At 69.3% G+C, this 21,128-nt stretch carries 20 protein-coding genes; 3 read left to right on the top strand and 17 right to left on the bottom strand.

Annotation, left to right across the window (positions count from 1 at the left end; all coding sequences use genetic code 11):
• Nucleotides 1-4: 4 nt before the first annotated feature.
• Nucleotides 5-592, bottom strand: coding sequence for a hypothetical protein (locus AC13HU_RS02100; RefSeq protein ID WP_483039960.1), 588 nt, complete (start codon nucleotides 590-592; stop codon nucleotides 5-7).
• A gap of 414 nt (nucleotides 593-1,006) precedes the next feature.
• A complete protein-coding gene (locus AC13HU_RS02095) occupies nucleotides 1,007-1,405 on the bottom strand; it encodes a Mom family adenine methylcarbamoylation protein (protein WP_483039981.1) in 399 nt (132 codons plus the stop codon).
• Nucleotides 1,406-1,673: 268 nt separating this feature from the next.
• On the opposite strand from AC13HU_RS02095, the gene AC13HU_RS02090 reads away from it, so the two are divergent.
• Nucleotides 1,674-3,125, top strand: coding sequence for a hypothetical protein (locus AC13HU_RS02090; RefSeq protein WP_483039959.1), 1,452 nt, complete (start codon nucleotides 1,674-1,676; stop codon nucleotides 3,123-3,125).
• Between the two features lie 89 nt (nucleotides 3,126-3,214).
• On the opposite strand, the gene AC13HU_RS02085 is transcribed toward AC13HU_RS02090, so the two are convergent.
• From AC13HU_RS02085 to AC13HU_RS02025, 13 genes are all read right to left on the bottom strand, one after another.
• Nucleotides 3,215-4,252, bottom strand: a complete 1,038-nt coding sequence (locus AC13HU_RS02085; protein ID WP_483039958.1) for a hypothetical protein — start codon at nucleotides 4,250-4,252, stop codon at nucleotides 3,215-3,217.
• Nucleotides 4,249-4,686: a hypothetical protein gene (locus AC13HU_RS02080; RefSeq protein ID WP_483039957.1), complete on the bottom strand. Its 438-nt coding sequence runs from the start codon at nucleotides 4,684-4,686 to the stop codon at nucleotides 4,249-4,251. Before AC13HU_RS02080 ends, AC13HU_RS02085 begins: the two co-directional genes overlap by 4 nt.
• A gap of 161 nt (nucleotides 4,687-4,847) precedes the next feature.
• Nucleotides 4,848-5,483: a hypothetical protein gene (locus tag AC13HU_RS02075; RefSeq protein ID WP_483039956.1), complete on the bottom strand. Its 636-nt coding sequence runs from the start codon at nucleotides 5,481-5,483 to the stop codon at nucleotides 4,848-4,850.
• The gene (locus AC13HU_RS02070) at nucleotides 5,480-8,035 is read right to left on the bottom strand and encodes a hypothetical protein (protein ID WP_483039955.1); all 2,556 of its coding nucleotides are present in this window, start codon (nucleotides 8,033-8,035) and stop codon (nucleotides 5,480-5,482) included. The genes AC13HU_RS02075 and AC13HU_RS02070 overlap by 4 nt, the downstream gene beginning before the upstream one ends.
• A gap of 35 nt (nucleotides 8,036-8,070) precedes the next feature.
• The gene (locus AC13HU_RS02065) at nucleotides 8,071-9,204 is read right to left on the bottom strand and encodes a tyrosine-type recombinase/integrase (protein ID WP_483039954.1); all 1,134 of its coding nucleotides are present in this window, start codon (nucleotides 9,202-9,204) and stop codon (nucleotides 8,071-8,073) included.
• Between the two features lie 159 nt (nucleotides 9,205-9,363).
• Nucleotides 9,364-9,753: a hypothetical protein gene (locus AC13HU_RS02060; protein ID WP_483039953.1), complete on the bottom strand. Its 390-nt coding sequence runs from the start codon at nucleotides 9,751-9,753 to the stop codon at nucleotides 9,364-9,366.
• Nucleotides 9,754-9,932: 179 nt separating this feature from the next.
• A complete protein-coding gene (locus AC13HU_RS02055; RefSeq protein WP_483039952.1) occupies nucleotides 9,933-10,373 on the bottom strand; it encodes a hypothetical protein in 441 nt (146 codons plus the stop codon).
• 62 nt (nucleotides 10,374-10,435) lie between these two features.
• Nucleotides 10,436-11,293, bottom strand: coding sequence for a deazapurine DNA modification protein DpdA family protein (locus tag AC13HU_RS02050; protein ID WP_483039951.1), 858 nt, complete (start codon nucleotides 11,291-11,293; stop codon nucleotides 10,436-10,438).
• Nucleotides 11,294-11,315: 22 nt separating this feature from the next.
• Complete coding sequence (locus AC13HU_RS02045; RefSeq protein WP_483039950.1) at nucleotides 11,316-11,669, bottom strand: zinc finger domain-containing protein; 354 nt, start codon at nucleotides 11,667-11,669, stop codon at nucleotides 11,316-11,318.
• Nucleotides 11,659-12,648 (bottom strand): DUF4007 family protein, encoded by a 990-nt coding sequence (locus AC13HU_RS02040; RefSeq protein ID WP_483039949.1) that lies wholly within the window; start codon nucleotides 12,646-12,648, stop codon nucleotides 11,659-11,661. Before AC13HU_RS02040 ends, AC13HU_RS02045 begins: the two co-directional genes overlap by 11 nt.
• Nucleotides 12,649-12,892: 244 nt before the next feature.
• Nucleotides 12,893-13,447 (bottom strand): hypothetical protein, encoded by a 555-nt coding sequence (locus AC13HU_RS02035; RefSeq protein WP_483039948.1) that lies wholly within the window; start codon nucleotides 13,445-13,447, stop codon nucleotides 12,893-12,895.
• Nucleotides 13,448-13,724: 277 nt separating this feature from the next.
• Nucleotides 13,725-14,855 (bottom strand): hypothetical protein, encoded by a 1,131-nt coding sequence (locus AC13HU_RS02030; protein WP_483039947.1) that lies wholly within the window; start codon nucleotides 14,853-14,855, stop codon nucleotides 13,725-13,727.
• 215 nt (nucleotides 14,856-15,070) lie between these two features.
• A complete protein-coding gene (locus AC13HU_RS02025; RefSeq protein ID WP_483039946.1) occupies nucleotides 15,071-16,339 on the bottom strand; it encodes a tyrosine-type recombinase/integrase in 1,269 nt (422 codons plus the stop codon).
• Nucleotides 16,340-17,041: 702 nt separating this feature from the next.
• Between AC13HU_RS02025 and AC13HU_RS02020 the strand changes: the two genes are divergently transcribed.
• Complete coding sequence (locus AC13HU_RS02020) at nucleotides 17,042-17,449, top strand: hypothetical protein (RefSeq protein WP_483039945.1); 408 nt, start codon at nucleotides 17,042-17,044, stop codon at nucleotides 17,447-17,449.
• A gap of 164 nt (nucleotides 17,450-17,613) precedes the next feature.
• Nucleotides 17,614-18,677, top strand: a protein-coding gene (locus AC13HU_RS02015; protein WP_483039944.1) for an IS630 family transposase whose coding sequence is annotated in 2 segments (ribosomal slippage) — nucleotides 17,614-18,061 and nucleotides 18,061-18,677 — 1,065 coding nt in all. Because the reading frame shifts where the segments join, the coding sequence is not laid out codon by codon here.
• A 97-nt stretch (nucleotides 18,678-18,774) separates the two neighbouring features.
• Here AC13HU_RS02015 and AC13HU_RS02010 read toward each other — a convergent pair.
• The gene (locus tag AC13HU_RS02010; protein WP_483039943.1) at nucleotides 18,775-19,197 is read right to left on the bottom strand and encodes an SMI1/KNR4 family protein; all 423 of its coding nucleotides are present in this window, start codon (nucleotides 19,195-19,197) and stop codon (nucleotides 18,775-18,777) included.
• Nucleotides 19,198-19,547: 350 nt separating this feature from the next.
• Nucleotides 19,548-20,891, bottom strand: a complete 1,344-nt coding sequence (locus AC13HU_RS02005) for an aminotransferase class I/II-fold pyridoxal phosphate-dependent enzyme (protein WP_483039942.1) — start codon at nucleotides 20,889-20,891, stop codon at nucleotides 19,548-19,550.
• Nucleotides 20,892-21,128 lie beyond the last annotated feature (237 nt).

Here is a 21,128-nt window from a genome sequence, read left to right as displayed (position 1 = left end):
GGATCTACTTGCGCTTGTTGCGGGGTCCGGCGTTCATGTCGAGCGCGATCCGCTGGCTGCGGTCCAGGCCGAGACGAGGCCGGTTCTCGCCGTCGGGCGCGCTGTAGCGGTACAGGGCGTGGATCTGGACGCCGTTCCCGGTGTTCTCGATCATGCCGGGCGCGCACGTGTAGACGTGGTCGTCGTCGTCGGCGTCATCGGCCGTGATCCGCACGGTGTTGCCCTGGCCGTCGTCGACCTCCAGGGTGACCTGGTAGCGGTGGAAGGACCCGGTGCCGTTGCTCTGGGCCGAGTAGGCCCAGGGCAGCACGGCGCGGATGCTGGGATTCAGGTCAACCTCCAGGATCTCCTCCGCCGTGGCCGCGCCGGAGCGCTGGACATCGCCCAACTGGCGCACCGCGCCGTCTGCGCTGGACTGCCGAGCGGGGGTAAGGCGGGCGCCGAACGCCGCGATGCTCTCCGTCCGCCCGTCGGTGTACAGAACTTCCGCGCCGAGGTCGTAGTCGGTGGCGGGCGGCCACGACATGCGCACGCGCACCTTGCGGGCCTTGCCCAGGGAGACGGGGGCCTGGCCCTTGGTCATGGAAATCATGGGGTTCTCCAAACGGTGTTGTTGTTGCCTCGGCGGCGGCTGGCGCGCTCGGGCGCCGGCGCATGCGGTTCATCCGGCGGATCGGCCGGACAACGGCGGACGGCAGTGCTGGCCGGGCCCTGCCGACCGAGGGGTTCGCGGTGTTGGCGCTTCGAGCTCCGATCGGGGTTGGTGCGACCGGACATCTGCCCTTCACCTTACAGCGGAAAAAAGAGTTATGCAATGCTCTTCGGGTAGGGCATGGCTCCGAGCGCAATCACCGTCCGGGACCGCTCGGCCCGCGAGCGGCCGACCGGCAAGGCGTACCGGAAGTTGCCGGGGTGGCGCACCCTGCGGGCGCCGATGTACTCCAGGGCCTCGGTCACCCACTGGCCTGCGGTCTGCCCCGGGAGGCGGGGAGGGGCGCCCAGGGCCTCAAGACGTCGGGCGACGCCTGCGGCTCCGGCCTCTCCGCCCGTCAGCTTGGCCCGGGACCTGGCTAGTCAGAACGGTCCCATCGGGCAAGACCGTGAGCGTGCGCGCCGTGCCCCGACCAGTGAAGACAAAGTTGCAGCTCTGGTACACGACTCCCAAATGGCCATTGGAGGAGATCACTTGGCCGTCTACTGTTCGCCTCGCTCTGGGCATCGGGTCGCTGAAGGTCACCACTCCCCGCACCCCGCGCTCCGCGGCGAGCCTCAGCGCGGCGGCGGTGAAGAACGACTCGCCGTTCGCCGGGACCTCGTCGATCAGGGCGAGGCGCGAAATCTCCGCGCTCTCCGCGTACGGGATGTTCTGTGCACCGGAAGATGGCGACCTCCCAGGTCGCGTCATGTGTGATCTGTGAGTCGATGCGTTGAGCGACTGGGGCATCGGGCCGTCCGGCTCGCGCGGGCCGGTGTTCGTCACCCACCCCCGCGCCGGCCCGGCGAAGGTGCTCTTCGCCCAGGACGCTGCGCGTCCAGTTCGAGGTCGAGAACGAAGCGCCGGACTGCCGCCGCTGTCCAGAGCGGAGGCGCCGACAGCGGGAGGCGGTGGTTTCGCCGGTGTCGTCCGACACCGGGATGTTCGTGGTGACTGCGCCTGCCACTACGGTGATCGCATGGCACCCTCCGCTGCCCCGAGCGGGCTCGTCGCTGTCTACGTTGCCGTCCGGAACCCCGCTGAGTTCCCCGAGCCGCATCCGGACGCGCATGAAACCCTCCGCGACCAGTGGGTGGCCGCTCACAAGTACGACGGCATCACCTGGGAGATGGCCGGCGCCGACCCTCGGTGGCTCGGGACGGACACCAGCACCTGCGCCGCGGCCATCAACCCGAGCATCTTCGGCGGGCGGGGTGCGGACGAGTTCAGGAGATTCCTCGACGGCGCCGCCTCGCGCGGTGAGACGGCCCTGATCATCGCCACGATCGGCGACGCGGACAGCGAGCCGCGCAACTCGGTCTTCGGTGCCGACGTCGCCCACGTGTACTTCCGCGGCTTTGACGGTTCGATCGCCGGCAAGCGCCTCGGGTCCGGTTCGGAGATTGCTCTGGTCCCGGGCCTCGATGCGGTCGACCAGGACCTCGCGCTCCGGATCCGCAACAGCTCCGGCGAAGGGCCCTGGTGGGCGATGGCCCCGCGGTCCCTGGCGGCGGAGGGGCCGTCAGGAACCACCGTCTACGAGCCGGAGGGCGAGCTCGTCCCCATCATGGTGGACACCCTCGGTGATCCGGTCGTGGCTCGTTGGATGCCCAGCGACGGCAAGCAGATCTGGTACATCCTTCCGGATGGGATCAACTGGAATACGGTGGTCAGCTGGCTCGTCGAGCGAGCTCTGCCCGCGCATGTCCCAGACGCTCTTCGCCGGGTCCGCTCCCCGCACAGCCTCCACCCCGACCTGGAGACCACCGCCGAATCCTCGGCCCGGCTGGCGCTGGAAGAACTCGAACGCCACTACGCCTCCGAGAAGGCCCGGCTTCACGCCGAGCAGAAGCGCGCGAAGGAGGCGGCCGAGCCGATGCGGACAGGGCTGCTCTTCGGCACCGGCAGTGAACTGGTCGACGCCGTCGCGGCCGTTCTGCGCGCGGCTGGCTTCGACGTCACCGACCTGGACAAGGAACTGGGCACGAAGTCTGCGGACCTGCTTGCCATCCGGGGTGAGGACGCACGCCTCGTCGAAGTGAAGTCCGAAGGCGGCCAGGCCAAGGAAGCGCTGGTGGCCGATCTAGAGCGCCATCTGAGCACCTGGCCGCAGCTGCGCCCGCACCAGCCGGTCACCCGCGGAACCCTGGTCGTCAACCACCAGCGCAAGCTCGACCCGGCGCAGCGTACGCCGGCGGTGTACGGGCGCCGCGAGTTCGTAGCCACACTCCAGCACCCCGTCATTCCCGCCACCGCCCTCTTCGGGTGGTGGCGGACCGAAGACTGGGAAGCCGTGCGTGCTGCCGTGCTCGGGCAGCAGAACCACAGCACCGTGTCGAACGGACACACGCTGACGAAGCCTGAAAAGGCCGCGCAGCGGCGCAGCCTCTGGTCCCGCCTGCGCCGCTCCGCCGACCTGCCCGACCCCTGACGGTGGCGTCGGGCAGCACCGTCAGCCGGCGCGGCCGCGTCCGGCCGAGGTAGGCGAACCCTGCCTGCCTCAAGCCCGAGCGTGAGGCATTAGCGCCTTTCGCCTTCACGATCCCCGCGGGCGATCAGAAGCCGCTCGCCGGGATCCGCAGGCTGGGTGAAGTCCCCGCGAGGAAATCCCTCGATCCAGAGGGGCCGGTGCTCGTCGACGCTGGCGTAGTACTGGTTGCGCCAGTGACCGCGGACCCAGTGGCCAGCAGGCGTGCGCCCCTCGGCGACGGCGCGGGCTGCGGAGAGTTCGTGGGCGGCGGCCTCGGGGCGGCGCAGTGCGATGCGCCGGAAGCTCTCCTGACGGATTCCCGCGCTGCGTGCGACAGCGCGCACCGACTGGTGGATCGTCGGGGAGTCCTTGCAGGTCAGGGGCTGCTTGGCGAGCGCCGACAGAGCCCGCAGGATGGAGACGCTGTGTCGACCCGCGTCCGCCGGCTTGTCCCACGGCACGAAGTAGGCGAGGTGGGGGAAGAGCGGTGCGAGCTGGACCGTGACGCCGTTGATCTCATACGCCCCGGGTGGCTGGCGAATCCAGGTGAAGGCGTTCATGCCACCGTCCGCGCACGCCCAGGTGATGGCGCTGACCGGCGGCTGGTCCGGGAGCGAGAGCGCGAAGGCGGTCGACGGGACGGGCTTGGCGAAGAAGAGGAAGCCCATGGGGGCGATGAACTCGTCGCTCCGAACACGCTGTTGCGGGAAGGTCTGGGCGGCGGCGGTCACCATGTCGCACATCGGCGCGTCCACATAGATGGTGTCGGCGTTCCGCCACGCGTCCAGGGGATTCGACTCGTTCTCGGCGAGGAGCGCCATCCGTTCCTTGAGCGAGGCCGTCGGCCACTGCTCGGGCCAGAACAGCCTCCCGTAGTCCGGGAGGCCGTCGGCGGCCAAGTAGCGGTTCCAGTGATCGGAGCCGAACCACCTCGTCAGGGCCGCCTTGAGGCGGATCGCATCGGCCTGGGTCAGGCCCCGGGATGCCTGCGCGTGGAGACGGTCGCGGTGCCCGGCGGTGCCGCCTGCTGAGTCCGGGCGGGGCCCTCCTGCTCGGACGCTCTTTGCGTTGGACCGTCGGCGGGTCACGAGGCGCTGTCCGTATTGGGCGCCTCGTCCGTCGAGGGCACGCGCCGTTCGCGGGCTGCGCGACCGAGGGTCTGCTCCACGTCCGCGACTTCGCCGGGGCCGTAAGCGGTGCGGATTCCGGAGACGGACATGCCGGAGGCGGCGGCCAGGTCGGAGAGCTTGTAGGGGCGGGGGCGGGTGAACTCCCGGCCGTAGGCGATCAGCCGGCGGATCTCGCCCTCGGCCTGCTCCTTGCGGTAGCGCGCGATGCCGATCGCGGACAGGAGCGGTTCGTTCTCCTCCCAGTCCGTGTCCGCGGCGGCCTCAAGGTTGTGGATCATCTCCTCCCGCTGAGCGTGGATGGCGTGGCACACGTCGTTGTAGATGTCCTCGGGCACGTCTCCGGGCGCGGGCATCGGGTGGCAGATCGCGGCGATGTCGGTGAATACGCTCACGCCTTGCAGTATACGCCAGGAATTACGATGAACGCAACGGATTGCGATCTATGCACTTCGCGTCTTCCTTTGTGGACCGTGGAGACGCTCCGCTCACCGGGGCATGGCCGATGGCGGTCGAGCACCGAAAGCCGGCCGCGCTCAACCCCCGAACCTCCGGCTCAGCTGTCTCCGGGCGGCTGATACCCGCTCCCGAGCAGCCGCGTGTTCTCCACCATGAGGCGTTGAACGACGTTGCGCAGTGCCAGCAGCTCGTTGTCCGCGCGCCGCACCGCAGCCAGCGCCTGGTCCCGCTCCCCGCGCAGAGCTTCGACCTCCGCGTCCCGGTCCGGTGTCGACGCGAGGTTGCCCAGCACACCGGCAGCGAGGTCGCGTATGCGGACGGCGCGCAGCTCGGCTCTCGCCGCTTCGAGGTCCCGGCGCAATGCCGTGTTCTGTTCGAGCAGCATGCAGTTCTCCACCGCCAAGCCCGCGTCCTGGCGGGCCGCTGCGGCGGCCGCGGCCCGGGGCCGGTCGTCGGCGAGGTGCGCGCGGACGGCTTCCGCCTCGGCCTTGAGGTCCCGGTGCCGTTGCAGGTACTGGGGATTGACCGCGGCACGCCGGGTGATCTCCGCGTCGGAGAGCGCCCGGCGGGTTTTGCGCATACCGGCGATGACCTCCAGCACGCGCTGCCGGCACGCCTCGCTGTCCGCACGGCGGCGAGCCGCGGCGGCCTGCCGGCCCGCGTCCAGGACTGTCGCGCGCTCAGGGGCCAGGCCCTTCGATACCTGCCACTGCGGGCTGCGGCCGCCGGTCACCTCGCCTCCCCGGTCAGCAGGATCGGGTCGACGGTGGGCTGGGCCAGCTGCTGGCGGCGCGCCAGGACGGCGGCGACGGGGATCACGGTGAGGAACCGGTCCCGGCTGTGGAGCCACGCCTCGACCGTGGCCTTGTCCTCCTCGGTCAGCGAGCCGAGGTCGGTCTCGCACTTGCTGATGAGCTCGTCGATCTGAACGAGCTCCTGGCGCAGAAGCTCCGTGCTCGCCCGGCTCAGCGGACCCGGCACGAGCAGGCTGCCGTGGGCGGCCTCCAGGCGGACGAGCTGCTCGGCCTTGCTGTCGCGCAGCTGGCGCAGCTCGGGGAGCTGGGTGAAGTCGGTGGTGAAGAACTTGCAGGAGAAGCACCGGTAGTACACCGGGCAGCCGTGCCCGTCCGCGCGGACGTTGTTCATCTCGTGGCAGGTCCCGCCGGGGACCGGCACCTGGCCCACGCCGGCGCGGGCGCGGTCGGCGAGGTCGTCGGCCGGGCCGCGGGCGCGGAGCCGACCGCCGGAGATGTCGAACTGGTACTTGGCGGCGATGGCGCGGACGGCCTCCACCCTGCGCGGGTGGGAGACCCGGTAGTAGATCTGCGTCGTGGACGGCTCCAGGTGAGCCATCAGGGCCTGGAGGATCTCCAGCGGCACGCCGGCGTCGGCACGCAGCTGGGCGTAGGTGTGTCGGAAGGCGTAGGGGAAGACGCGGGAGCGGTCGAAGTCCTGGTCGCGCTCGTCGAGCAGCTGGGGGATGCGGTCCATCCATACGTCCAGCCAGTACCCGCTGGTGCTGCTGTCGTAGGGGCGTTCGCCGAACTTGTTGGCGCGGGTCAGCCGCGGTGTGGGGAACAGCAGCAGCCGCGGCGAGAGCGGCCGCCCGTCGGTGTCGAACCACTGTGGGAACTCCCGGCGGAGGTGGTCCTGCTGCCGGGTGATCACGTCGACGTCGGTGAGGTGCAGCGGCAGCTTGTGGCGTCGGCGGACCTTCTGCATCCAGTAGACGAGGAACGGGTAGCGGCGGCGTTGCACGCTGCCGTCGGGCGCCTCGATGTCGACGTCGTGCCACTGGACGCAGTCGAACTCCAGGTGCCGGACCTCCCAAGGGCGCCGGCCTACCCGTAGGGACAGTTCGACGAAGTCACGGGGCGTGCCGTCCTGGAACAGCGCGAGGTTCTCCTCGGCCATCAGCTGGAGGAACACCGTCTCCGGCAGGGCGTCCTGGGAGCGGCCCTCCAGTTCGCTGTCGGTGTCGTCGCGCTCCGGGAACGGCGGGACATCCTGGGCCAGCAGGTGTACCTCGGCGGCGCCGGCCTCGGCCAGCGCCGATCGGCTCTGGTCGAGGATGGCGCGCAGGGTGTGTACCAGGCCCCAGTGCCGCTGCGGGGTCACCAGCAGCGGGCCGGCGCCGGCCAGCGACGGCAGCAGACGCTCGGCGATCACCTCGCGCCGGGGGTCGTCTGCGGCGAGGGACTCGTAGTCACTGGTGTCGCGGGCGCGGGCGGCCAGCCACCTCAGGTACATCGTCATGCCCGCTCGTCCGATCTTCGCCGGCTGGCGTCCCTCGCCCGGCAGAGTGCGCAGGAACATCGCGAACCAGCGAGCCGCGTAGCCGGCGGACTGCAACCGCGCCGTGGAGGCACCGGATGAGGACAGCAGCAGGATGTGCTCCTGGACGGCGCGCAGCAGCCAGGGGGCGTGCACGTCGCTGAGGTCGACGACCCCACCGCCGTGGCGTGGGTTGAGGACGTTGAGTCGGATCGCCGTGCGCCGGTGCTCCGACTCGCGGTCGGCGTCCAGAAGGGGTACGGACCGCTGCCACAGGCGAAGGAAGGTCGTGTTCTGGCCCTTGGCCGGGAGGTCGGCCGTGAGCAGATCGGTCACCGAGTGGTCCACCAGCCAGCGGATGGCGGCCTTGACCTGCGTGGGGCTGATGCGGCCGCCCTGCCGCAGCTGGGTCTCGTAGCCACGCAGGACCTGGATGCGCAGCGTCTCGCCGAGGTCGCCCAGGGGGACGAGGCCCATCGTGGTGTAGACCGCCGGAGCCGTCAGCGCCCACCGGGGCAGATCGGGCCTGCTCGCATCGGCCCACTGCCGCTGGTGCGGCAAGCACAACCGCCTGCCCTTCTGCACCGCCCAGCGCGAGCACACCCGTACCACGCACTCGCCCAGGCCCGGACGCGGAGCCGGGCCGGTGGCCAGGTACTCCTCCACCGATAGTCCCGTCACCTTCCGGGCACTGGCGCAGCTCTTGCACAGCCCGCTCGCTTCCGCCGGCCGCGGGCAGCCGACCGCGCACCGCTTCTCGCCGTACACCCGGCGCGCGGGAGGCGCGGGAGCGGCGGCGCACCAGGACGCGACGTCGCCGGGCGAGCTGGCCTTCCGCCACGCCGTGCAACACTGCCAGCACAGCCAGGGGTGCTTGTCCGCGGGGCGGTCGCAGGCGGGGTGGGCGCACGCGCGCAGGGTGTGCCAGTCGGCGCCGAGCGGGAAGTGCAGTTCAAGGGTCGCGCGATCCAGTCCGTGCTCGACCAGGTACGGCCAGTCCGGCTCGGGCATCGGAGCACTGGGGAGCGGGTTGGAGGCCGGTGAGGTCATGACGGTCCGAAGAACTGGTCGGAGACGTCGTTTGCGGCGGTCACGATCTTCGCGTCGCCGACGGTGCGGTAGACGTCCTGGCTGGCGACGTCGCTGTGGCCGAGCAGGCGCTGGAGGACGTCTCGCGCGATGTCGAGGTCAGCGGCCGTCTCACCGAAGGTGTGGCACATGTGCGGGTGGAGGTGCCGCAGGCCGGCCTTGGCGGAAAGGTTGGCCAGCAGGTCCTGGACTCGCCGGGCACTGAGTGCTTCGCCGCCTGGCTCGCCGGTAGGGCCGGGGAAGGTGACGAAGGCCCTCGGGCTGTCGGCCGCGTGCCGGATGCCGATTCGCTCCCGTAGCCAGTCGGCGTACAGCATCTCCACCGGGCTGGGCACCGGCAGGATGACGGTGCCGCGGTTCTTGTTGGCCGCGCCCTTCGGATGACCGCCCCGCTTGCGCAGGTGCAGGTGCGGACCCTGGAGGTAGGAGCACCCCGGCACCGTTCGGCCCGCCGGGACGAAGTGGATGTCCTCGCGCCGCAGCGACACCAGCTGCCCGACCCGCAGTGCGCAGCAGGCCATGATCGCCACCATGCACCGGTCCCGGGCGGTCTCTGCCGCCCGCAGGACACCGGTGAACTCCTCGTGCGTCGCTGCCGGCCGCCGCGCCGTGGCGTGACTGGGCCGCGCGTCCACGCGGATGCGTGGCCTGACCACGGCGGTCCCGCCGCCCTGAGCCGGGACGGTCGTGAACAGCGCGTCGACGGCCGCGGCCTCGATGCGCCCGAGGTCGGCCAGGTGCAGGTAGAACCCGTGGATCGCGGCCAGAGCCGGGGCAAGCGTCGACTCCTCCGGCAGCCGTCCGTACCCGCGGCCACTGGTCGCCCGGGGTGTGGTCCGCAGGTGCATCACGTACGTCGACAGCCGCAAAGCCGCTTCGCTCCTGGAGAGTCCGCGCTCGTCACACCAGACATGAAGCCGCTTCAGGTGGCCGGCGTAGGTCTTGGTCGTCGACTCCTCGCGGGCCCGGCCGAATCGCAGGTGACGAAGGTGATCGTCGATGTCGCCGACCACGGCCAGGGTGGGCCCAGCCAGGACCGTCCAGTAGGCGAGCTCATCGCTCACCGGGACGCGCACGATCTCTGCGTGCATCGGCGCCAGCATGACCACACCGGAACAGTACGTGCACTGCCGGGACAGACTCTCGGAAAGGGGAATCTCAGGACATCCAGGACCGCAACGTGGTAGGAGCCCCGAACTCGTACATCTTCGGCACGCTGTCCCGCCATGAGCCAGTCGGTCAACCTACCGTCAGCATGGTCGACTCACTGAGCGCTCTATCGGCGAGCGGTACGAGTGAGTCAACGCGTTGAGCGCGTGCGCAGAAGGGACCAGCGCCGGGAACGCGGCGGTGAGAACCTTCTCGTTCATCGGGCAGCCCAGTACGAGCACGCCGACCAGCACCGCCTCGGCTCCCTGCGCCGGCTCGTGGTCCCACAGGCCGTACCGGTGCAGCGTAGAAGGCCATCCGCCGAGGTAGTGGTGGCCTTCGATGAAGGCCCGCGCGTCCCCGTCGCGGATCTCCGAGACGCTGTACCGCTCCCGGCGAAACCCGCCTTCGTGGACGTGTCGCCAGCTCGGCAGGCCGAACCGCCACCGCTGCGCCCACCCGTGCGGGCGGCCGGCCATGATGGCGGCCAACTCCGACTCGGTCGGCGCCGGCGGCGGAGTGCTGCTCGTGCCGCCCCCGCCCCGATCTGCTCGCTCACCCGGCTCGCGCCGAGGGGCGCGTCCCAGAGGCGTACCGGCGCACCCGCCTGTCGCGGCCTCCGCGCCTCTGGCGGGTGCGCCCGGGGTGCCGTTCGTCTCGACGGTCCGGGTCATGTGTCCAGGAAGGTCAGCAGCTGCGCGGGCTTGCCGTACAGCCGGTCCAGGATCTCCAGCAACGCGGCCCCCTCCGGAGTGAGGTCGTCCCGTCGGGCGGTCCACGTTCCGCTGCCCCGCATCCAGCCCCGGTTGCTGCTTCCGAGCAGCACCGCCGCGTACAGCGGCCCGACCATCCCTTCCGGGGCCAGCGCCTCTGCGTCGAACAGCTCGGTTTCCAACACGGTTCCGACCAGGGACATTCCGGGGAAGCACTCCAGGGCGGAGTTTTTCCCCGGTGGCTGCCCCCCGCCCGTCCAGACCGCGTAGACGCTCAACCCCTCGCTGGTGCAGTGTCCGTCGACCGGCCAGACCAGCAGCCCCTGGGACGCAGCCGGGGCCAAGTCCGGGTCGTGGAGCCGGTTGTTGCACTCGTGGGCCATCGGGTCGTCGTGCACGATGCCTCCATAACGGGTTATCGGGTCCCGGCGATGTTGCAACCGTAGGGATGTAAATAGAGTTACACAATATCTGTTCGGTGGGTAGCCGCTGGGCCGCCCGCAGGCGCCGTCCGGGAGGCACGCCGCTTTTCGTCCTCCAGGCGCTCCAGCAGGCCGTCGAGCCACCGGGTCGCGTACGAGAGGCAGTTCGCCTCGCTCTTGTGCCCTGGGGCGCAGCCGGCCTCGCGGCGCCCGGCCGCACTCCAGGACATGGAGTCGGCGGATGCGAGCGAAGGGGCTGCGAGCAGCAGACCTTGGGTCTTGAAGCCGTACGCGTGCAGGGGGACTGCGGGAGCACCGCGCCCGCCGAGGCGGGCCAGGTCCTCAAGGATGACGGCCGCCCGCCAGGCGTTCTGGCGCCGGCACATGCTGCCGACGCCGACGAGCGGCTCGGCCAGGAGGTCGATGCCGGCGTCGAAGTACAGCTGCGCGCAGCGCCGGTAGGAGCCCGGGGTCCAGCCCTGCAGAACGGGGATGATGCGGGTCCTCGGATTCAGGGAGCGCAGTTCGACGACCGAGTCGACGGTGCGGCGCAGGTGGTCGTCGAGGCGCAGTCCGGTCTTGGCCAGCATCCAGGGCTCGCAAACCCAGTCCATCGGGCTGGCCCACTCCAGGTTGCCGATCTCGTCGCTGTACCGGTCGACCGCGGCCGCGTACTGCGCCGGGGTGGTCTGCCACCGACCGTAGAGGTCGATCTCGGAGAAGGCTCTGCTGTCCAGGGCCCAGGGGCCGATCGCCCGCGGCAGGGACTTGCGGTTCATCAGGCGCCGGTGGGAGACGAACAGCGGATGGGCGATCCGCTCCAGCCAGGCCGGCTGGTGGACACCGAGGTGGAACCGGACGCCGGCGGGTGCGGGCGGGGTGTCGGTGATGGGCACGGGAGTGTCCTTCGTGTCGGGGCTACTCGGGCCAGGGCGCGAGCAGGGTCGGGTCGTTGGCTTGTTCGCGGTCCCGGTCCACGGCGTCGGCGGCTTTGACGCGGGGGGCGTGCCAGGTGTCGCTGGTGTGCCCGCTCGGCCGCTTGCAGCGCTGCCCGGCTTCGGCCGGGCAGCTCGGGCACGGCAACGTTCCGGGGCAGGTGGAGGTGTCGTCGGGGTTGCCGCACAGCGGGCCCGGCAGTCCCGGCACCGGGCGCCCGGCCCGGTCGACCAGGGCACCGGAGGTGAGCAGCTCGCGGAACACGCTGCGCAGCCGCGGAGCCGGCACCGGCTGCGTGATCGCCGCTCGTTGCGGGTGTGCGCGGTCAGAATTCACCGGGGCCGTCCTGGAGATTGAAGGCGTCGGCCAGCACCTGGTCGGCCAGCAGCGCAGGAGGCTCGTCGTACGCGAGGACGCATTCGCCGTCCCCGGTCTCCATCACTGCCACGGGCGGGCGGCGGGCGGCCTCGCGCTCCAGGGCCCGGCGCAGCCCCCCGCAGTCCAGGAGCATGATCCGTCCCGGGCTCCCGGGGCCGCTTGCCAGCCGCGTGAGCGCGATGCTGCCGGGGGCCGCGGCGTTGCGAGCGGCGTAGTCGAGGCAGGCGTAGAGCAGCACGGTGGAGGGGGCGGCCCGGCCGGCGCCTCGGTTGATCGTGATCTTGTGGCTCCGGTCGTCGTGGCGGTGGGCCCCAGGAGCGGCTGTGCTCAGCAGATTGAGGTCGCGGAACGGGTGGAGCAGGACGTCCTCCATGCCGGCCCGGGGCTGGTCGATCGAGCCGACCTGCGGGGCGTACATGGTCGCCATGCAGGCGATGTCGCGGGCGACGGCGCGTTCGCCGGCAGCCGCCCACCCCGTGCGCTGGGCGGCCCGCTGGATGTGGGTGCGCAGTTCGATCCGGGTGAAGCGACCGAACGGAGACTCGGAGAACAGGTAGTACCAGCTGGGCACGGCGCAGGCGCGGCTGCTGAGCAACCACCAGTGGAGCAGCCACAGGGAGGTCGGGTACTCCAGCCACGGATCGGCCCCGGTCTCCTCGTCGAGTAGCCAGCGCCCGCGGCAGGTGGGTGTCAGGGCGCGGCGGTCGGTCGGGCTGCGGGTGATCAGGCCGAACGCCTCCGCCCAGAAGCGCAGGCTGAGGACCATGCTGGAGCCGACGCCGAGGGTGACGGTGGACGGCTCGGGGTTGTCGAACAGGTGCGGGTTCTTGGTGAGTTCGGTGTGGACCTTCTTCAGCCAGCCCTGGCGTGGAGGGTAGCCGTGGTGCTGGCCGAACGAGGATCGGCAACTGGCCAGCGGGGGCGGATCGGTGGTCATGGTCGATCGCTTTCTGTCGAGGTGCCCGGCCCCTGCGGGGCCGGGCACCGGATGAGGTCAGGTCCTCGGGCCCGGTGGCGGTCGGGGCGATGAACAGGAAGACGTTCCGGCGGGCTTCGAGGGGCTGATACGGGTGGATGCGCCCGCCGAAGCGGGCGCGCCCGAGGCGTTGACCGGGGACGAGGTCCCAGGACATGTCTCTTCCTTGATCGGGGCTGGCGGAGCTACCGCATGCCGGGGGACGTCACCGGCGGAACTCCAGTCCGAGGACCACGTGGTCCTCGGGCAGGGCGTCGAGGTAGGCGTTGACGTGATCGTGGTAGACGGTGCTGCCCGATTCGGCCGGGTCGTCGTCGTTGAGCCAGCCGGGATCGGTGCTCCATCCGCCGCGGAGGTCGAGGAGGCTCTGCCCAGGGACAGCGCGGCGGCGCGCACGGGCAACGAACTGCTCCCGGTCCAGGGCGGCCAGGGCCGGACCGTCGTACCGCCACAGGTACGCCAGGTCCGCGCCCACCACGTCGGTCAGCGCCTTGATCTGCGGCTGCGCGCCGAAGGCGAGGAGCGCATTCGTGCGGTCCCCGTAGTGGGCGGCGAACTCGGGCAGCGTGCGGGCCCGGGGCATGGAGGCCGTGGCCCGGGTCCAGGCGTCGTGGAGCTCGGCCGCCTGCACCGCCCGCTGGGCGCGGACGCCTGCGAGGTCGAGCAGGCCGAGGGGGCCGCCCGCGCACCGCTCGCCGTCCGGCTGGAAAATCCGCGGGTCGTCGCCCGGCGCGGCCGCCCGGCGGAGGAAGTGCTGCATGCACCTGGTACTGACCTCGCAGTGGGTGTACTCCCCGCGTGGCACCTTCCTCAAGGCGTCGTGCAGTCCGGCCCCGATGTTGCTGCGGGAGGGAATGGGCGGAAGGCATACGAGAACGTGGCGTCGGCTCATGGCTCACCGGTTTCGTGGAGTGCCGGGCGCGGCCCAGCGCGGCGTCTGGCCTGATTCAACGAGGCCGCTGCCCGGCAGTGTGGGATGAGGACCCGGGCGGAGGTCGCCTGGGAAGATGAGTACCACAATACAGTGTAAAAAAGAGTTACGCAATATCGAGGGGGGAGGTCGACGGTACCGCGTCCCAGACGTACACGGGGCCGCGCGGCTTGCGGACGGGCATCCCCTTCGGGCCGTTGACGTGCCCCCGGATGATCCGCTCCGCATGGGTGCAGCCGCCGGTCGCGTGCGCCCGGGTGTTCCAGCATCGGTTGGGGCTTCGGTACGGGGGGACGTCCCAGCGGTGGTCGGTACGCGGCGGCTTGCGGCCGTCGCTGCCTTCCCGATCGCGGGCCGTGGCCTCCGCCGACGGTCGCAGCCCGGCCGCCAGGCGCACGACGCTGACATCGCCCTCCGTGATCCCCGCACGCCGGTCCCGCCTGCGCCCCGCGCGGTCACGGGGGACGAGTTCCGTCTCCGTCCAGGCATGCTTGCCGGTGTGCCACATCAACTGCCAGGCGGTGTAGACGATCTGGGCCCACGCCCCCGTCGTGCCCAGCGGCGATCCGGTGGCGGGGAAGGTGCGGCCGAGGAACAACAGCGTCTCGTTGTCCCATGTCAGGTCGGGGCGGCCCGGCCTGTGCAGCGCGTCCACCACCTCGCTGGAGGTGGTCCGCTCACCGAAGGGCGTCACTACCTCGGTCTGCGGCGGCAGGAGGCTGTAGGCCGCCCCGCACGCCGTGTAGAAGGTGACCCATATGGCCTGCTCGCGCGCCGGGACGAATTCGCGCCCGTGCACCGTGTTGGCGATCCACCGCGCGCGTGGGGTCTGGTCGGCGGCACTCCACAGCGACCAGGAGGCCGCGACGATCGGCGTGTGGATGGTGGACGCGCCGCTGTCGGGCCCCGCGCCGAGATCGCCCGGGGTGAGCGGGTAGGACCCGATCGGCGCGCCGAACACCATCAGGCCGCTCGGAGAGGGGAGTCGGGCGGCGCTGATCGGTTCCATCGGCGGCGTCGCGGCTGCCGCCACGGCTGCGGCCGTGGTGTCCTCGTCCACCAGGTAAAGCCGGGACTCGGCGAGGCGCTGCGACTCCTGACCGCACATCACGAGTGCCGCCGCGAAGGCCGGGTCCGATGCGCCCGCGACGTGGGGGTAGAGCGAGGTGTGCCGGCTGCGGAGGGCGCCGGTCATCGTCAGCAGGCCGATGTTCGTCCGGTTGAACTCGCGCTTCAACCGATATGTGCGTGAGCTCGTCTCGTGCGCCGCTCCGACGCTGGTCAGAGGGGGTGCTCTCTCTGACCTGGGTATGGCGGGTCGAATCGGGGTCGAATCGAGTGGGTAGGTCGTTCCACGGACCTATTCCCTCGCGTACCGCGATGGTTAGTCTCTACTTCGTTGCTGAGTCTGTCACAGATGAGGCGGTTCCAGTCAAGAGCAGCAGTGGGCGGTCACTGTGGGGCGGCTTCCTCACCGAACACCCTGCTGAAGGTGGTGATCTTGACACTGTTGTGCACGGCGCGGGGGGGATGCGCGTAGGTGTCCCACGTTTGAGAGAACTGACCGTGGCGAGACAACGCTTGCACGGTCTTGGGGTCGAACTCCTTGGAAGCGCCCAAGCTACTCGTATAAAAATGCTTGAGGTCGTGGAAGCGCGTCTCCTCGGGCAGCCCAGCCAGGCTGACAGCTGCAGACCACTTATCGGTGAACTCGTCGTTCTGCACCGGCCGGCCGAGGCGATTCGTCACGATCAGTCCTTCGTCTGGGGGTGCGACCCAGCCCCGTTGTCGACGGGTGCGAACGGTCGAGGGCTTGACCGCAGCCAAACGCGTAAATCGGGATTGGTGATCCGCCAGGCGCTCGAACAGGAAGGTATCGACTGGCAGCGTGGCTTTGCTGGCCCTCGTCTTTAGTTTTACCGACTTCCCTACCTGACGCTGTTCGGTGATATAGAGAACGTGGTCTTTCCAACCGATGGCGCTCTCGGTAAGCCCAAAAGCTTCACCCTGGCGGAGACCGGCGCACGCAGCGATCCATACCAGAATCTCATACCGCGGCTCGATGATGCTCATCGCTGATGCCAGGGCGGCAACGTTCTCTGGAGATAGCGCAATAGTGACCCGCGGATCGGCTTCTGGGAGTTCGATGCGCGCGACGACGTTGGCAGGAAGGGGTATGTCTGCGTCAATCATGTGCGAAACCAGGATGCTCCACGAACTGAAGACGTTCCTCACCGTCTGGGCGCCGATCTTGCCGGAATCCATCTCCTCAATGAGATGATCCAGCAGCAGTAGCGAATCCCGACGCTTTATGCTTTTTGCTACTCTATGTCCCAAAAAGGGAATAACGTGGGCACGGAGGTTGCTTTCGTAGGTCTTGGTCGTATTCTCGTTCTTTCGCTTTTTTCTCCGTCGATCTACAAGCTGTTTTGCGTAGAAGACGACCTTCTCGTTGCCTAGGTCGGGGTCCACCCAGGAACCTTTGCGGATGGCAACCTGGACTTCCTGAAGATGGTCCCTCGCCTTCACCCATTCATCGAATCCAGGGCGGCGAGGCTGACCTGTGGGGTCGGTGTACCGGGCCTGCCAACGTTGGCCACGACCGTGGTCCTGGGACGGGTAGAGTGAATTTTTCCTCGTGCCGCACTTGCAGGGCTCGTCCCCTTCTTTGGGGTACTTTTTATGCCAACGATCAAATGGTGCGTCGGCTTCGCCGGGCATGGTCCTCCCCTAGGATGATTTCTATTCGTTGCTTGCGAATTTCGCCCACTAATCCGACGATGGCTTCTGTGATCGCCCGAGGCGGCCCTTCTTGATGGAAGCGGCTAGTGAGTTCACCTCATCTTCCAGGTAACGCACACGACTTCCATTCCGGTTCCCCTCCCTGTTTGGGCCTGGGCCCGGTCGGTAGAAAGGGCCTATAGGATAGGCTCGTAGTAGCCCTTGATTTGTCCATCGGCGCCGAGTCGCGGGCGAGATTCCGAGTCGCCGCTCGACTACGGAAGGTACTATATAGCGCTCGACTTGTGTGTTGGAACCCCCGTTCTGATCGGGCATTAGATCATTCCGATTCGTGTGCGCTCCAGAGCCCTCTGGGTTATTGCGAACTCCTCTGAGTTGAAGGAGGGTCTTGTCCACTCGGCTGTAGGCATCCATCCAACTCCCGTCGGGACGTAGATGGGCATGCCACGGTCCGGTTCGACTGTCTGACGTTCGGCCGGGCGGCTCATCTACAGACATTGATGACTGCCTGGAATCTAACGCACCGGTGAACTTGGCGACAGGGGTAAATTGTGTGTTATGTCCCTGTTCGTGCGGGTATATTCATTAATATTTGTTGGCGGCATATGGTTCGGTCATTGGCATCCGGGAGAGGGGGCTGAGGGTGACGACCTCTAGCCAGCTTCCGCTCTGCGCGGGCTCGTGCCGTACAACCTCGTGGAGGGCCTGCTCTCCAACCCCATTAAGCTCACCGGCTATCAGGTCTACAACCGCAAGGCGCCCGCACCGTCAGCAAGGGGCACCAAGATCAACTCCATCTCGGATTGGACCTGGTCGCTGACCGTCGTTCACGAACCCGTGGTGACCTTGGAGGAGTGGAAGGCCGCCCAGGAGGTGACCGCCGGCCTGCGGGCCGGCGCCGAACAGGGTGGCGGGCTCACACGCATCCGGGCTGCGGCCCGCCAGATGGGGCTCACCGTCACCGCGCAGGACAGCAGCGGCTCGCCCACGCGATACCAGATCGGACAACGCCTGCTCGTGCTCCCCACGCCGGTGCCGGACGTCGTCGTCCAGCAGGTCATCGACGACGGGCTCGATCACGCACGCTGACCCCGACCGAGCCTTGCGGGCGGCGGTGGAGTCCGGAGCTGCTCCGATCATCGCCGGCCCACAGAACCGTGGGGCCGAGACGGCGGACCGGTTACCGAAGTTGATTGGGTGATGTCGGGGCCGTTCGCCTGACGGCGGTTGCTCGGCTCCTGTAGCTGTGAGGCATGAGGTATGCGCAGGGCGGCGGGTTGACCGACGCCGGGAGGGCCGCGAGGGAGCGGTTACGGCTGCGGGCTGTGGAGCGCTTCGACGCCGGAGCGAAGAACGGGGAGATTTCGGCCGAGTTGCGGGTGAGCCAGCGGTCGGTGGAGCGGTGGCGCCGGGCCTGGCGTGAACGGGGCCAGACCGGAGTCCTGTCGAAGGGGTCGCCGGGCCGCTCCAGACTCAGTGAGGCCCAGATCGAAAGGCTGGAGCGTGAGTTGGGCCGCGGGCCGCTCGTTCACGGATGGGCGGACCAGCGGTGGACGCTGGCGCGGGTCAAGGCCCTGATCGGCCGACTGTTCCATGTGTCCTACACGGTCGAGGGTGTCTGGAGGCTCCTCAAGCGACACGGCTGGTCGTGGCAGCAGCCGGCGCGGCGGGCCATCGAGCGCGATGACGAAGCCGTCGAGGTATGGAGGAAGGAGACCTGGCCGCGGGTAAGAGCGCCGCGGCGGAGCTCGGTGCCTGGGTGGTCTTCGAGGACGAAGCCGGGCAGTCGATGACGCCGCCGCGTGCCAGAACCTGGGGCCGGATCGGCCGGACGCCCGTCGTGCGGGTGCGCGGACGGGGCTCCGGACGCGTCTCGATGGCGGGCATGACCTGCTACAAGCCCGGTGAGCGGTCCCGGCTGATATACGCGATCCGCGAGTACCGGGGCCGCAAGGACGAGCCGAAGGGCTTCGGCTGGCGGGACTTCCGGGACCTGATCGTCCGCGCCCGCACCCAGCTCGGCGGCCCGATCGTGCTGGTCTGGGACAACGTCCGGCTCCACCTGACCGCCGGGATGCGCGACTTTATCGATGGGAACGCCGAGTGGCTCACCGTGTTCCAGTTGCCCACCTACGCGCCGGACCTCAACCCCACCGAGGGCATCTGGTCACTGGTCAAGCGCGACATCGGCAACCTCGCCGCCGCCGACCTCAGCCAGGTGGCGCGAGCCGTGAAGCACCGGCTGAAGAAGATCCAGTACCGCCCGCACCTTGTCGACAGTCGTATCACCGGTACCGGCCTGATCATGGATGGCTGACCACAGACGGTTCGACAAGCCGGCTGCCGGTCAGTTCTCTATCCCTGGTGTCCTTGATCGCAGGGCACGGTCCGCCTTCCGCGACCACGGCGGTGGGCTACCGGTACCACTCGTCGCTGCTTTCGGTGAGTGAACGGCTCAGGTAGTCCGTCAAGTCTCGTGCCACCCAGCGACGGCTGTCAGTCTCGTGCTCCCAGACGAAGATGTCTGGCCGCTGGGGTGTCTGTACGAAGGCGAACTGGTCCCCGCCTGCGTTGTCCCCGAAGAAGAGGAGGGCATCGAAGGGCATGTACAGCTGGGCGAAGTCTCTGTCCGTGCGGAAGAGAAGGTTCTGCTCGACGATCTGCTCGACTGGCCAGACCGTGTCCACCGCGGAGCGCCCGATGATGCCGTCGCACTCCAGGAGTAGCTGTCTCAGATCTGCCGGCAGCTCGCGTCCCAGACGGTGCTCCGCGTCAGCGAGGGCAGCCACCTGCGCGGGGCTCCGGAACTCTGTTCCAGGAAAGACTTCGAGGGCCACTTCTCTCCACATGGCCCGGAGACTACTCAGCGGTCGACCGGGTCCGAACGGAGGGCCCGCCCGAGGACTCCCGGCAGAAGACTGCCTACCGAACCGCCCAGGCCCGCCGACATCACGAGTTCAAGTTCAGTAGCCGCCGGCGTAACAGGCCGCGAATTGGCGCCGCGTGAATCTGCAGCATCCACCGGTCGGCGCCGCCACCGCTTTCTTTTCGATCCCGATCGGGACCGCGGTGGTGAGGTGGCCAACCGGGGAGCCCGATGGCCTCGGGCACGTTGGGGATGCAGGGTCAGGCCGCGCGTGCGGGTTCTTCCGGGGTTGCCGGGGATAGCCGACCAACGGGGGAGGGGTCATCGGCCTACCGCCTTTTCACGGCGGTGCATCTTGCTCGGTGCTTCCTTGTCCTGTTGGAACCGGCCGGTTGCGTAGCGACGAAGCAGGTTCAGACCACGGTCGGTGGTGGCTGGGGTCTCCGAGAGGTTGATCCGCAAGAGCTGGCCGCCGGGATACGGCGCGTCCCAGGCGGCGGAGGTCCCGCCGTGGACGACGGTCGGGTTGAGCCGCAGTCCCGCTCGCCCGCACCGCGCCACCCAGGGCAGGAAGCCCTCCTGCGGGGTGCGGAGTTCGGCGAATGCGGAGTAGCCCGCGGCCGGCTCCATGCCCGCGATGCGCCGCACAGGAGATGCCGGGCCGTCGAGTGCGTGAGCGTTGCGGCGGAAGCGTTCAGCCATGACGGCCAGGTGGTCGCGGACGCGGCGGTAGGTCTCCTCCTCGGGGAGTGCCGCAAGGCCTGCTCGGCGGACGCTGTCCTGGGCAATCTGAACGAGCTTGGACGTCTGCTCAACGGGTGCCTCCACCACGGTGAGGAGGGAGGCGTAGACGAGCATGACGACCTCGCCGACGGGGTCGCCGCTCATGGCCATCCGCTCGAACCGGTCGCGGGCCAGGTGCTGCAGCAGCGCCTTGTTCCGGGTGATGGCGACGGCTGCGCGCAGCCCGGGCAGCGAGAGGTCCTTGGAGGCGGTCAGGATCAGGGCGGCCTTGCTCAGGTCGATGCCGTGGACGCGGTCGCGGAGTATCGCGGCGGGCTGCGGGCCTTCGGCCCCGATCTGGAAGGGGACGTCGAGGAGCGTGAAGTCCGGTTCGGCCCGGTCGGGCGGGGTGTGGCGGGCGCCGGTGACTCCGTTGGGGAGGACTTCGACGAGGCAGGTGCGCGTGGCCGGGGATGCGCCGGTGGGATGGAGGGTGCCGTCGTGCCGGTAGTAGGCGGTGATGGGGGTTCCCCAGCGGACAGCGCACTGGTCGAAGGCGTAGTAGTTCGGCAGCGGCAGGACGAGACCGTGGCCGGTCTCGGCGAGATGCGCGATGGTCAGGCTGATGGCCTCGGTGCCGCCGCGGGTGAAGAAGATGTCGGGCGGGTCCAGCCTCATGTTCAGGTGGCTGCCGAGGAGTTCGGCCATCGCCGCCCGGGCGCCCGCCTGGCTCCGGCCGGCGTACGTGGAGAGGGTTCCGTCGCGGATGAAGCGGTCGAGCAGGGTGGAGAGGTAGCGGGCGAGGTCCGGGGAGGGCGGGAAGCGGTTGCAGCCCTCCCCGAGTTCGATCGTCGTCTCGGTGTCCGGGTCGATGCCGTCGCGCAGGGCGCTGAAGGCGGTGAGGCAGTCGGCCTGCGCGGGGGCGTGGGTGGTGTCGTGCACGGTGGCTCCGGTGCGCGGCCTGGGCCGGGGCGCTGCCGGGCTTCCGCGGTGCGGACGTCGGCGAGATTACCGGATCGGCAGCGCGCTGGGGGAGGTTGTGAGGAGCGGGGGCACTTCGTGCAGTGCAGGAGTCTGCTGGCTCGGGGGAGAGGCGGGGGACAGGAGGATGTCGGCGGCTGCGTTGAGGTCGGGCGTGTCGGTGTGCTGGTGGCGTCGTACCCAGATGGCGTCGATGCC

It is taken from the genome of Streptomyces sp. NH27 (genome assembly GCF_056859195.1).
The sequence above is the reverse complement of the archived record's forward strand: the minus strand, read 5'-3'. Positions and strand labels throughout refer to the sequence as shown.

Coding starts and splice junctions, on each gene's coding strand:
- AC13HU_RS02100 (WP_483039960.1), bottom strand. CDS start 592: ATGATTTCCATGACCAAGGGCCAGGCCCCCGTCTCCCTGGGCAAGGCC.
- AC13HU_RS02095 (WP_483039981.1), bottom strand. CDS start 1,405: ATGACGCGACCTGGGAGGTCGCCATCTTCCGGTGCACAGAACATCCCG.
- AC13HU_RS02090 (WP_483039959.1), top strand. CDS start 1,674: ATGGCACCCTCCGCTGCCCCGAGCGGGCTCGTCGCTGTCTACGTTGCC.
- AC13HU_RS02070 (WP_483039955.1), bottom strand. CDS start 8,035: ATGCCCGAGCCGGACTGGCCGTACCTGGTCGAGCACGGACTGGATCGC.
- AC13HU_RS02065 (WP_483039954.1), bottom strand. CDS start 9,204: ATGCACGCAGAGATCGTGCGCGTCCCGGTGAGCGATGAGCTCGCCTAC.
- AC13HU_RS02040 (WP_483039949.1), bottom strand. CDS start 12,648: ATGACCACCGATCCGCCCCCGCTGGCCAGTTGCCGATCCTCGTTCGGC.
- AC13HU_RS02035 (WP_483039948.1), bottom strand. CDS start 13,447: ATGCAGCACTTCCTCCGCCGGGCGGCCGCGCCGGGCGACGACCCGCGG.
- AC13HU_RS02025 (WP_483039946.1), bottom strand. CDS start 16,339: ATGCCCGGCGAAGCCGACGCACCATTTGATCGTTGGCATAAAAAGTAC.